At 48.6% G+C, this 12,919-nt stretch carries 12 protein-coding genes; all 12 read left to right on the forward strand.

Going from position 1 to position 12,919, the window contains the following annotated elements:
• The first annotated feature begins 40 nt into the window (after positions 1-40).
• On the forward strand, positions 41-715 hold the full coding sequence (locus K9N57_04855) for a serine O-acetyltransferase (protein MCF7803498.1): 675 nt from the start codon (positions 41-43) through the stop codon (positions 713-715).
• A gap of 78 nt (positions 716-793) precedes the next feature.
• Positions 794-1,210, forward strand: coding sequence for an acyl-CoA thioesterase (locus K9N57_04860; GenBank protein MCF7803499.1), 417 nt, complete (start codon positions 794-796; stop codon positions 1,208-1,210).
• Positions 1,203-1,877: a queuosine precursor transporter gene (locus tag K9N57_04865; protein MCF7803500.1), complete on the forward strand. Its 675-nt coding sequence runs from the start codon at positions 1,203-1,205 to the stop codon at positions 1,875-1,877. The genes K9N57_04860 and K9N57_04865 overlap by 8 nt, the downstream gene beginning before the upstream one ends.
• Positions 1,877-2,317, forward strand: coding sequence for a GIY-YIG nuclease family protein (locus tag K9N57_04870; protein ID MCF7803501.1), 441 nt, complete (start codon positions 1,877-1,879; stop codon positions 2,315-2,317). Before K9N57_04865 ends, K9N57_04870 begins: the two co-directional genes overlap by 1 nt.
• 12 nt (positions 2,318-2,329) lie before the next feature.
• Positions 2,330-3,973 carry an acyl-CoA carboxylase subunit beta gene (locus K9N57_04875; GenBank protein ID MCF7803502.1) on the forward strand — a complete coding sequence of 548 codons (1,644 nt, stop codon included), beginning with the start codon at positions 2,330-2,332 and terminating at the stop codon, positions 3,971-3,973.
• Between the two features lie 137 nt (positions 3,974-4,110).
• Positions 4,111-5,475 (forward strand): DUF1446 domain-containing protein, encoded by a 1,365-nt coding sequence (locus K9N57_04880; protein MCF7803503.1) that lies wholly within the window; start codon positions 4,111-4,113, stop codon positions 5,473-5,475.
• Positions 5,476-5,480: 5 nt separating this feature from the next.
• Positions 5,481-7,001 (forward strand): NTP transferase domain-containing protein, encoded by a 1,521-nt coding sequence (locus tag K9N57_04885; GenBank protein MCF7803504.1) that lies wholly within the window; start codon positions 5,481-5,483, stop codon positions 6,999-7,001.
• On the forward strand, positions 6,983-7,333 hold the full coding sequence (locus tag K9N57_04890; GenBank protein ID MCF7803505.1) for a hypothetical protein: 351 nt from the start codon (positions 6,983-6,985) through the stop codon (positions 7,331-7,333). Before K9N57_04885 ends, K9N57_04890 begins: the two co-directional genes overlap by 19 nt.
• Positions 7,334-7,655: 322 nt before the next feature.
• On the forward strand, positions 7,656-8,426 hold the full coding sequence (locus tag K9N57_04895; protein ID MCF7803506.1) for an enoyl-CoA hydratase/isomerase family protein: 771 nt from the start codon (positions 7,656-7,658) through the stop codon (positions 8,424-8,426).
• A 78-nt stretch (positions 8,427-8,504) separates the two neighbouring features.
• Positions 8,505-9,530 carry a medium chain dehydrogenase/reductase family protein gene (locus K9N57_04900; protein MCF7803507.1) on the forward strand — a complete coding sequence of 342 codons (1,026 nt, stop codon included), beginning with the start codon at positions 8,505-8,507 and terminating at the stop codon, positions 9,528-9,530.
• Positions 9,531-9,631: 101 nt separating this feature from the next.
• Complete coding sequence (locus K9N57_04905; GenBank protein ID MCF7803508.1) at positions 9,632-9,982, forward strand: ferredoxin family protein; 351 nt, start codon at positions 9,632-9,634, stop codon at positions 9,980-9,982.
• A gap of 538 nt (positions 9,983-10,520) precedes the next feature.
• The gene (locus K9N57_04910; GenBank protein MCF7803509.1) at positions 10,521-12,875 is read left to right on the forward strand and encodes a DNA internalization-related competence protein ComEC/Rec2; all 2,355 of its coding nucleotides are present in this window, start codon (positions 10,521-10,523) and stop codon (positions 12,873-12,875) included.
• The last annotated feature ends 44 nt before the right edge of the window (positions 12,876-12,919 follow it).

Consider the following 12,919-nt stretch of genomic DNA (forward strand, 5'->3'; position numbering starts at 1 on the left):
CATCTTGTAACCCGCACCGCATATACCTATCTTACTATCTATGGAAGTCCATAACCGTGAACATATCGCCGCGGAGGCGAAGGGCGAATCGCCGTTGGGACGAGCCTGGGTTGAAATCAAGAATCTTCCTAGAAGACTAGTCCACGATTTCAAAGCGATTGCCAAAAATGATCCTGCTGCAAAAAACCCCATAGAAACGTTTTTCGTCCATACACCTTACCACGCGATTGTGATGTACCGGATCACCCATATCCTGCATATCCTGAAGGTCCCCATTTTGCCGAGATTTCTGGCCACGCTTATGCGGTTTTGGAGCGGACTGGAAATCCATCCTGGTGCTAAGATTGGATGCTGTTTTTTCATCGATCACGGAACCGGAGTGGTCGTCGGCGAAACAGCGGAAATCGGGCATCGATGCGTTATTTTTCACAATGTAACGCTGGGAGGGACAGGACACCACAAGGGTAAGCGTCATCCGACGATCGGCAATGACGTCCTGCTTGGAACCGGCGCCACACTTCTGGGACCGATAAAAGTCGGTGATAATGTAAAGGTCGGCGCCGAAACCGTAGTCATAAACCGCGATATTCCGACGAATTGCACTGTTGTCGGTGCTCCCGGAAAAATAGTAAAGCGAAACGGCAAGCATGTCCACGAGGACCTGCCTGAGGCCGAATACCACCTCAAGCGGAAAGTCCGCGCCTCAGCAGCATAATCCACATCTTATTCAGGATATATCGAATAATTTCCCGTATTGATTTTATCCCCGGGTTCGAAGTATCTTTGCCTTCATATGTTTTCGCATACTTCGCACATCAGAGTACTCTATGGCCACGTAGACAAGATGGATTTCGTCTATTACGGCCGGTATTTCGAATATTTTGAACACAGCCGGAATGAGCTGCTTCGGGCATTGGATCTGCCATATACCAAAATCGAAGAAAAACAGATCCGTCTTCCGGTCATTGAGGCCCACGCCAACTACCGATCGGCAGCAAGGTTTGATGATCTCATCAACATAAAAGCGACAGTTGCAGAGATGCCCAGGGCCCGGATTCGCATCGAATACGAAATTACCAATGAAGCCCAAGAACTGCTCATTACCGGGCATACCGTCCATAGCTTCTTGAATTCCAGGGGAAAACCAACGCGTGTTCCGGACGTTCTAAAGCAAAAACTACTACCACACTTTGAGGAGAGCAATGGGTAACGAACTACTGTTTCTTATTATGAGTTTGATAGGATTGGTGTTCACCCTGTTCTGTTTTCGGATGGGACGGATCTGGCTTTATGCGTATGTGGGAGTCGCTATTGTACTCGCCAATATATTCGTAACCAAGCAGATCATGCTATTCGGACTCTCCGCAACCGGCGGGAATGTCATGTATGGAACCATTTTCCTGGCAACGGATCTTCTGAGTGAACACTACGGTAAATTTTACGCGCGCCGGGCGGTTTTTATCGGATTTTTCGCCGCCATTATCTATCTGGTCATGTCGCAGTTAATGACGGCGTTCACACCGGCAGAGTACGATACCGTGCACAACGGGATGCAATCTATCTTCAGTTTTGCACCGCGTATCATTCTGGGAAGCTTGACAGCCTATCTCGCTTCACAACTCTATGACGTTTGGTTTTTCCATTTTCTCAAAGAAAGGACTCAGGGGAAATTACTCTGGTTCCGGAACAACCTCTCCACCTGGGTGAGCCAACTTATCGATTCGGTTATATTTACGCTTGTCGCGTTCTTCGGTACATTCGAGTGGAGCGTCATCCTGCAAATTATCCTGACCACCTATGTCCTGAAAATTATCATAGCAGCTATCGACACACCGTTTATTTATCTGAGTTATAAAATTAAGCCACAGGGAGAGTAATGCAGAAGGTTTCCGGCGGATACATTCTGAAGTTAACTGTCTCCAAAGAAACAGAAATCCAGGTAGGGAAACTCGGCCTGATGGAGTTAACACCAGGGGAATACTTGTACGGAGGATCAGCAAAAAAAGGAATTGTATCCCGGATAAACCGGCATATGGAGCCTGAAAAAAAACGGTATTGGCATATTGATTATCTCACGACGCATCCAGGCGTGGACATTGAAGAAGTCTGGTGTTTCCCGGGACAGTCGGAGATTGAACATCAGTTGGCCGATCACTCGCAGGCCGGAATTGATAGCATCCTCAGAGGCTTCGGAAATAGTGATTGTGCACAGGGCTGCCCGGCACATCTCTGGAAAGTTACTGGAGAGATTTCCCCAGAAGATCTCTCGGAAGATTATTATATTGTGACGCACGCGCAAACGTATGCAACCTCGTAACATCGGAGCATTATGAGAACTATCGGCACGCCGGTTTCGGACTGGGATCAGGAACAATATTCAGCGAACCGAACCTATATGGAAGAACTGCTTCAGGAGATTGATGCACAGGAGAGCCAGTTGAAGCTCGGTGGTGGCCAGCAGCGTATAGATCGCCAGCATTCCAAGGGCCGTCTTACCGCCAGAGAACGAATTAACCTGCTCACAGATGAGGACTCTGAATTTACCGAGCTCAGCATTTTTGCGGCCTGGGAGATGTATGAAGAATACGGTGGGGCGCCAGCATCGGGAACAATAACCGGTGTAGGAATTGTGGCAGGCAAGGAAACCGTCATCGTTGCCAATGATGCCACGGTCAAGGCGGGCGCGTATTTCGAGGTGACCCTGAAAAAGACACTCCGGGCCCAGGAAATCGCGCTGGAGAATAATTTACCGATTGTCTATTTGGTTGATTCGGCCGGAGTCTTCCTGCCACTGCAGGATCAGGTGTTTCCGGATGAAAAACACTTTGGACGGATTTTCTTTAATAATGCACGGCTCTCAGCAGAAGGCGTTACCCAGATAGCAGCAGTGATGGGCCCATGCGTAGCCGGTGGCGCGTATCTCCCGGTCATGTGCGACAAATTTATCATGGTGGAAGGCGCCAGTATGTTCCTCGCCGGGCCGGCCCTGGTGAAGGCAGCCATCGGCCAGGACATCGATGAGGATACCCTGGGCGGTGCAACGACGCATAACGCAATTTCCGGAACGGCCGATTATCACGAGGAAGATGACGAATCAGCACTCAACAGAGTACGGGAAATCCTCCGGACCATCGGACCGACAGACCGGGCGCCGCTGAATAAAAGGGAGTCCGCGTCGCCAACATATGATGCAGATGAGCTCAACGGCATTATACCTGAGGAGGGCGGCGTGTATGATATGAACGAAGTTATCGCCCGGATTGTGGATAACAGTGAATTCAACCCGTACAAGGATGAATACGGAAAGACGCTCATATGCGGACATGCACGCATCGGCGGGTATTCGGTAGGAATCGTTGCGAATCAGAAAACGGTAGTAAAGACCGAAACCGGCCAGATGCAGATGGGAGGTGTGGTTTACAACGATAGTGCTGATAAGGCCGCCCGATTCATCATGAATTGCAGCCAGGACAGGATTCCCCTGGTATTTCTCCACGATGTGAACGGTTTTATGGTTGGTCGGGACGCGGAACACGAAGGTATCGCCAAAGATGGAGCCAAGATGGTGAATGCCGTCTCCAATGCCGTGGTACCGAAGTTTACGGTGGTGATCGGCGGCTCGTACGGTGCCGGTAATTACGCCATGAGCGGTCGGGCATACGATCCCCGGCTGATGCTGGCGTGGCCGACGGCCCGTATCGCGGTGATGGGCGGGGAATCCGCTGCGAAGACGCTGGCCCAAATTCGCCTGGCCAGGATCGATAATCCCACAGAAGAGCAGCGCCAGGAAATCCTGGACGAAGTTCGGGAGATCTACGAAACCCAGAGTGATCCCCGCTACGCAGCCGCCCGGATCTGGATCGATGCGATTATACGACCAGCGGAAACCAGGGACTGGTTGATCCGCGGACTGAACATGGCCATGCACCAGCCGAAGATGCCGTCGCCGAAATTTGGGGTGTTGCAGGTGTGAAGACATTGGATGAAAACGGGAATAAGGTATAGAGAAAAATGGAGTCCGGAGAAAGGGAAGCAACCGGATAAACGGTTTTGCTTCAAATGTAATCAATCTCATACAGCCCCTTAGGGGATGAGTAGGAAAGAAATCCATTGAAAGATAAGGTACTCATAGGCAACGGACAGGGATTCTGGGGAGATTCAATCCTCGGTCCCATTAGATTGGTCAGAGAAGGGCCGCTGGACTACCTCACGCTGGATTATCTAGCTGAGGTGACCATGAGCATTATGCAGAAGCTAAAATCCCGGGATCCGGAGAAAGGGTACGCCACCGATTTCGTCCGGATGTTGGACCGGTTGCTTCCTGAAATTGTTGAAAATGATATTAAAGTAGTGGCCAATGCCGGCGGAGTAAATCCCGAAGGTTGCGTCAACGCCATTGCTGAGGTGGCCAAGAAACATGGTATCTATAATCTGAAACTGGCGACCGTTACCGGTGATGATATCTACGGTAAAATCGACGGGTACATGGATGAAGGTGAGAAATTTCTAAACATGGATACTGACGAGCCGTTGGATAGGATCAAAGATCTGGTGACCAGTGCCAACGTCTACCTTGGAGCATTTCCGATAGCCGAAGCCCTGAGTGATGGGGCGCAAATCGTGGTGACGGGCCGGTGTACCGATCCGTCCTTGGCCCTCGGGCCGATGATTCATGAATTCGGCTGGACGCCAGAAGATTACGATCAGCTGGCGGCCGGAACCGTCGCCGGTCACATCCTGGAGTGCGGTGCCCAGGCTACCGGAGGCATCTATACGGATTGGCAAGAACTGGAGAATCTTGCCATGATCGGTTACCCCATCGTTGAAGCTATGCCATCCGGTGATTTCACGGTGACGAAGCACGACGGTACCGGGGGCGTTGTGAATTTTCAGTCGGTCAGTTCCCAGCTGGTGTACGAAATGGGCGATCCCAGGGAATATCTTACTCCCGATGTCATTGCGGATTTCACTTCTATAAAACTAGATGACCTCGGCGATAACAAAGTGCGCGTGTATGATATCGCCGGGAAAAAGCCGACGGACACTCTCAAAGTTTCCATGAGTTATTCCCGTGGCTGGAAAACCGTAGGCCAAATTACCGTTGCCGGCCCGGATGCAATTGAGAAGGCCAAACTGGCGGCGTCGATGGTATGGAAGCGGCTGGAATACGACGGCACATCATTCGGCGAAGATCAGAAAATCGTGGAAGTACTAGGCACAAACGTTTGTCATACGGGAATTATGGAGTCGCCTCAGGAACCCGGGGAAGTGGTGTTGCGTATCGGTGTAGAAGACGACGATCGCGAAAAGGTTGCCAGATTTGGTACTGAATTGGTCCCCCTGGTCACCAGCGGTCCGCCGGGAGTGACGGGGTTCGGCGCCGGCCGGCCGAAGCCCAGTGAAATTATAAGCTACTGGCCGACGCTTATTTCCAAAGAAAGAATTGAACCCGAAGTACAACTCATGACGGTGTAAACTTTATGCCTAAACAAGATGTCACAGAAGTTATTCAGCAGTATAACGGCGAGCTTAATCCCGAAGCCGGGGCGACAGCAATTATTCTGGCTGCGGGGCACGGAAAGCGCATAAAATCCCAGCGATCGAAAATGTTACACAAGATCTGGGGTAAGGCGACGGTCGAGCGTGTATCGAATGCAGCACGAAAGGGACTTTCTGGCGCGAATGTCTGTATTGTCGTTGGAATCAAAGCGGAAAGTGTCATAAAGACGGTCGGAAAACGGGATCAGCAGGTCTTCGTCTACCAGGAAGAGCAAAATGGGACGGGGCATGCGGTGCAGGTCGCTCTGGACGCGATGCCGGAGTTCATTCAAAAACAGAAAATTTACGTTTTCCCCGGGGATATTGGCCTGCTCAGAGATTCCACGGTAAAATCATTTCGTGAAGACTTTCGTGATTCCGGAAAGGATATGATGGTTCTTACCGGCCGATATGAAGGAGATCCTGCGGAAAACTACTATGGCAGGATTGTCCGGGTACCTGATGATGATCAGAATAAGAATGCCGGTAATGTCATCAAGATTATGGAAAGCAAAGATATTCAGGCGCTGGATTCTGACGAGCCATATCCGTTGGAATATGACGGGAAGACGTATGAATTTTCACGACAGGAACTCCTGGAAATCCCCGAGTTTAACACGGGTGTGTTTGCCTTCAACGGAGTACCTTTAAACGAGAACATTGCCAACCTGGATGCGAACAACGTACAGGGAGAACTCTATATCACCGATCTGATCGGAATTTTTAATAGGAAAGGTCTCTCCGTAGGTGCCGTGACCGCCCTGGAGAACCGGGATGTTCTCGGATTCAATAACAAGGCGGTTCTGAAGGAGATGAATTCGCTTTATCAGCAGGACGTCTATAACCAGTTGAAAAACTTGGTGCGGTTCCGGGATCCGGACGACTTTTTCATCAATGACGAGACGGCAGAAAAGCTCATTCAGATGGACGTAAACGGGACGACTCTTGATCTTACAATCGGGAAGGGAGTCTACATCAATGGGAAATTTGAGTTCGGGGCCGGCGTGGAACTCAAAGACGGAGCGCATATCACCGGGAATGTTGAATTTGGCAATAATGTCACTATCCACAAAGGTGTGGAACTGAGTACATATCCGGATCAGACACTCACTATCGGCGACAATACCATCATTTTTCAGGATAACATAGTGAAAGGCAACACCTCCATCGGAAGCCAGTGCCGAATTGAGTCTGGTGTAAACGTCACCGGCAGCGACAGATATCCGACCCGCATCGGTAATCGGGTGATGATTAAGGGGACCTCTTACATTTTTGGTTCCATTATCGAGGAAAATGCCTGGATCGAGCACTGCATTCTGAAAGCGAAGCGTGTCCACTGCCATTACGATCGCAATGGGGACGTGGCGCCAGTTCGCTATGTAATCCCACAACCGGAAGGGCTGGACGACGTGGAATCCATTGGCGACGATCGGGAGGAGTATACATGGCCACCATCAAATTAAAGAAGATCGCCTTTGCACGGTCAGGGGACAAGGGTACCGGCAGCAATGTTGGTGTCGTGGCCCGAAGCGAAGCGGCGTATGCAATTATTAAGAAGTATCTGACCCCGCCGGTGGTGAAAGAGCATTTCCATAAAATTTGCAAAGGGCCGGTCGACAGGTATGATCTTCCGAATCTCCGTGCAGTCAACTTCATCCTACACGATTCTCTGGGTGGCGGCGGTTCCGAGAGCATGAAGACCGATGCCCAGGGAAAAGCGCACGGTCTGGCCATGCTGGAACTGACGCTGAAGATTACTAATGAAGAGTATGAACAATTAGGGTTAAAAAAATAGCCATTCCATATTTTAGGATCCAAAAGCCTTCATTTAATTGCCAAAACATGAGGTTTTACACTTGATTCATTAATAGAGCATATTGACTTGCCAGCCTTGACTTTTTCCCACTTTTGGGTCAAGCAAGAAGTGGAATAGTTAAGTAGACTAAAATAGAGTGAAACCTTGACCAATAAGCCAACTATTTTCACTAAGATATTGGAAAATAAATTTTTTTGACTTCTCTTTTGTTCGGAATTCCCTCTTGATTTTAAGAGCCATTCAACTAAAAAAGTGATTGTCAATTCAATACCGAATTACATGTATTCATAAGGAATAATCCATGAAACATCTCACCATATCAGAAGACGCCAAAATTTATACCGTCACCCTTGATCGCCCTCCGGTGAATGCAATAAATACCGGGCTGGTGAATGAACTCTACCAGGCTGCCAACAAAATTTCCAGTGACGAAAACGCACGTGTTGTTCTCTTGACAGGGAATGGTAAGCAATTCTGTGCCGGCGCCGATCTGAAAGAGCGAAAAACTATGAGTGAAGATGAGGTCCGGGAGTATATTAAGAAAATTCGCACCTGTTTCTATGAATGGTATTCCATTCCTATTCCGACGATCTGCGCTATGAACGGTGGAACATACGGCGGTGGACTCGAATTGGCGCTGATGTGCGACATTCGGTATATCGTTCACGAGGCAAAACTCGGGTTGCGTGAAACCCGGCTGGGTATCATTCCCGGTGCGGGCGGCACACAACGATTATCCAGAATAGCGGGGGAATCGGTTGCGTTAAAATGGGTAATGTCAGGTCAGGTTTTTACCGCACAGAACGCCCTGAACGATGGAGTAGTTGATAAGGTTCTACCCACTGCGGATCTAACTGACGAGGCTACAAACCTGGCCAGGGAATTCCTTCGAGCCGCACCGATTGCCGTCCGACAGGCAAAAAAAGCCATACGGGAGGGCTTGGAACTTCCGTTCAAAGAGGCACTGGAATTCGAGACCGGGTGCTACGAAAAAACAATCCCGACAGAGGATCGTCGCGAGGCACTCAGGGCATTTGCTGAAAAGCGAGATCCGAATTGGACAGGTAAATAGAAAGTATTTTAAGTGCTTTATATCAGCGGGTACTATTTATCACTTAATGTAAAAAATTATATCAAGTAAGAGGGATTTATGCGGCAAATTTGGATAACGAAGGCCGGGAGGCCGGAAGTCTTGCAACTCAAAGACGCGCCGGATCCGAGTCCGGGTGAAAATGAAGTAGTAATAGATGTCAAGTCGGCGGGAATCAATTTTGCCGATATTATGGCGAGGCTTGGCGTCTACCAGGATGCTCCGGATTTGCCATGTGTTGTGGGATATGAGGTTGCCGGCGTGGTGGAGTCTGTTGGATCCAAGGTCACGCGTTTGAAGATGGGCGATTCGGTCTGCGCACTCACCAGATTTGGCGGATATTCTACGAAGATCGTAGTTGCGGAAAGCCAGGCGTATCCGATACCATCCGGATGGAGTTTTGAAGAAGCGTCAGCTATGCCAGTCAATTATCTGACTGCTTATCAATTGTTGGTGGTTATGGGAAGTATTCGCAATGGATCCAGTGTATTGATTCACGGGGCCGGTGGCGGCGTCGGAACAGCGGCAACCCAGATCGCAAAGTTGTACGATGCCACCATCTATGGAACGTCTTCCAAAAAGAAACACGATTATATTCGGAGTAACGGTGTGCATCACGCCATCGACTATCGGAATGAGGATTTTGTTGAGCGCATCAACGAATTAACTGAGGACAGGGGTGTGGAAATTGTACTGGATGCCATAGGAGGAAAGCATTTTAGCCGGAGTTATGACGCATTACGCAGTACCGGCCGGCTGCTCATGTACGGGATGTCCTCCATGGCACAGTCAAAACGGAAATCGCTATGGAATGCGCTGAAGGCTGTTGTGAAATTACCACTGTTCAAGTTTTATCCGGTGCGATTGATTAATGAAAATAAGGGTGTCCTCGGCGTAAACATCGGCCATCTCTGGCATGAACGGGATTTGGTGACCGGTTGGATGCAAGAGCTCATTGTTTGGGCAGAGGAGGGAAAAATCAGGCCGGTGGTAGATACGACATTTTCGTTTGAGGAGGCACCAAAAGCGCATCATTACATTCAGGATCGAAAAAATCTCGGGAAAGTCTGCCTCGTACCGGAGTAATGATTCTCTTTTTTGCAATGAGTAATTGCCTTGCGGTCTTTCTGGTATTAAGTTTGAGACGATGACGCGTTTTTTAGAAAAATTTAAACGGGAGTAATGTTATGACCTATGTCATTGGAACGCCGTGTGTTAGTGTATGTGATACGGCATGCGTAGAAGTTTGTCCTGTTGATTGTATTTATGCTCCAATCCCACTGGATGAAATTCATGAAAAACGGGAAGCCTCGGGTGTGCCCGAAGGTGAACCCGCCGAAGAATTAAAGGGCCTGATGCTCTATATTCATCCTGATGAATGCATTGATTGCGCAGCATGCGAACCTGAATGTCCGCCGGATGCGATCCGAGCTGAGGACGATACCCATCCCGATTTTGATGTGGATGAGTATCTGGAGATCAATACGAAATTCTTTGAGGAAGGCAACGACGCCTATAACACGGCGGGTTTAGCCTAAGGCTCAAAACAGTTTGCATTGAAAAAGCCTGTCCGGAATTCCGGGCAGGCTTTTTTTATGCAGGATAGCTAAAAGAGTATTCAGGTTCTCAAGTATTCAAGTGTTCCGGTAAAAACGCCTGTCCTCCAAATCCCTGGCAGAGTAGAGTTTTATCGTTGATAGTCGCGGCATTCACCGCGCTTTTGTTCGTCGTTTTTCATTCTTCTTTCAAAACCAAACACCGCTGAACCAATCATGGGGCCGGTCGAATGAGCGGGACCCCCTACCAGTTTTCTCCTGTTTGATGGTGAATTTTGAAATTGGATATTGGACATTCAATCTTTCCTTTATCCTTTCTCCTTTCTCCCTTCTCCCTTCTCCCTTCTCCATTTTATCCACGTTTAAACCCGCTTTGCGGACTTTAAGCGTCAGCCTAAGCCCTCTTACTTATACCCTTATACCCATCTATCCCTTCCATCTTTCCCGTCAAATCTGTAGAATCTATTAGTTTTGAGGTCGTTGTGATATTGTAGTTCTGAGTTGAAACAAAGGTTTTACCATGGATTGGTATCGCCGTCGCCCGCTTCTTTGGTGGGGGATATTTATCATCGCTGGAATGCTCGGGGCATCTGTCTTACCGGAATGGATGTTTTTCATTCTGATAGTTTTCATAGTAATTCTATTTATTATTTACCGGGTAAGCGCCAGGGCTTCGGATACTTTAGTATTCCTCATTTTAATCCTGACCATGATATCATTAGGCGCTTTTCGACACTATGCGGATAATGTTGTTCCAAATCCAATCCTCAAAGACCTGGCGAGTTCCGATACTGATGTCCTGTTCACCGGCGTGGTGAAAAGCATTGATACCACTTCCATCAGTACATTGCACGGTACAATTGAACCGTTATCTGTTTATGATCATCAGATTACCGCTCAGCCGGTGCAGATTTGGTTGCCGGAGAATATTCCGTTGGTAACCGCTGGTGACACTATTACCGGTTTAGGGAATTTTTCCAGGTTTCCCCGTGCACGGAATCCCGGAGAGTTCGATTACCGCAAATATCAAGAGTTGCGGCATCAGTTTTATCAGGTGGAAGTAAAACATCCGTGGGAGGTAAAAATCCGTTCCGGAGAAGTCCCGGGGTATCAGCGATTAGTTCAAGCGACCCAGGATTATATCACAACAACCCTGAACAGGATGCTCTCATCATCTTCTGCCAATTTCGCCACGGCGCTTGTCCTTGGACAGCGGGATGCCATAGACGATAGGATCATCGAGACCTTCTCATCCCTGGGGGTTATTCACGTGATGGCCGTTAGTGGGCTCCATGTGGGATTCGTAACACTGGTTTTAATGGTTATCGGCCAGGTGTTTCGACTCCCGTTTCGATACCGGGTGGCGTTTGCGATTGTTGGGTTGGCGTATTACGCTGCTTTAGTGGAATTTCGTCCGTCGGTAGTTCGCGCCTCGATTATGGCCGGAGTGCTTCTCCTCGCCGAGGCATCGGAAAAACGTTATGATATTCTGAATCTCCTGGGATTGGCAGCGATTATAATACTTTTGGTTAATCCCGGCGAACTGTTTAGTCTGGGATTCCAACTCTCATTCCTTGCGGTATTGAGTATCGTCTTGCTGTATGATCGGATGCAAAATTATCTTGAGAATTTAGGCTTCTCTTTGTCCGAATCACCCTATCTGGTGCGCTACACAGGTGGGTTGATTTTAGTCTCCACCGCGGCCTTCATTGGTACTGCACCGCTGACTTCCTATCATTTCGGCATTCTACCGTTATGGGGAATCCTGATTAATCTGATAGTAATTCCACTGATTGGCCTGATTGTAATTACTGTTTTTGTCTCACTCATTGTGTCGTTTGTCTGGTTTGATATTGCAGCACTCTATGCTGAATTACCCGACCTGATAATAAGTGGTCTCCAAAGATTGCTCCCCATGATGAAACAACAGGGGTTCGGCGCAATACAGCTAGCCAACTTTCACTGGATGTGGGTAATTGTTTTCTATATTGGAGTTGCCATTATACTTTTCTGGCGATTTGAATTCACCAAAAAAATCTCTCTGTATGCAGCCCTCCTTGGTGTCAATGTTTGGCTGGTTTTCCTTCCGCAGAACGCGGATAAGGCTCGGGTAACCTTTCTGGATGTAGGGCAGGGTGACGCTGCCCTAGTGGAATTGCCGGGGGACAACAATATCCTTATTGACGCCGGTATCCGGACGACGCATGGCGATCGTGGAAGAGATGTCATTTTACCGTTTTTACAATACCGAGGTATCCGGGATATCGATATCGCTGTGCTTTCCCATCCGCATAACGACCATGTGGGCGGGTTTCCCGCAGTACTCCGAAAATATCCGTTAGGGGAGATCTGGGATACGCGACATTCCTATTCTACGCAGATTATGGATGAGATTGCCTTCCTGGCGGATTCACTGGGAATCCAGGTTCGCACAATCTCAGCCGGATTCGACACTATCATTGGCCAAGCCCGATTCGAAACGTTCTTCCCCGGGTCGGTACATCTGAACGAGAATATCAACGATCACTCAATCGTCCAGAGAATTACCATCAATAATACCTCTGTCCTTTTTACCGGTGATATTGAAGATGACGTAGATGAAATACTCGTTCAGTATGATACCCTGCTCCGGGCAGATCTGTTGAAAGTACCGCATCATGGCAGCAGAACATCGTCTACAGTTCAACTCCTCAACGTCGTACAGCCAGAATATGCAGTTGTGTCGGTCAGTGAAAATAATAAGTTTGACCATCCTTCACCGGAAGTAATTCAGCGCTACAGGGCTCTTGATATACGAACGGCACTCACAAAAGATGACGGTGCCGTTATCTTCGAATCCAACGGAAAAGAATGGCAACGAATTCACTGGAGGTGAACCTGGTGATAGCGGTCTTTTCACTTGAGTATATAGCATAGCAT

This window comes from Candidatus Neomarinimicrobiota bacterium, assembly GCA_021734025.1.
GTDB lineage: Bacteria > Fidelibacterota > JAANXI01 > JAANXI01 > JAANXI01 > JAANXI01.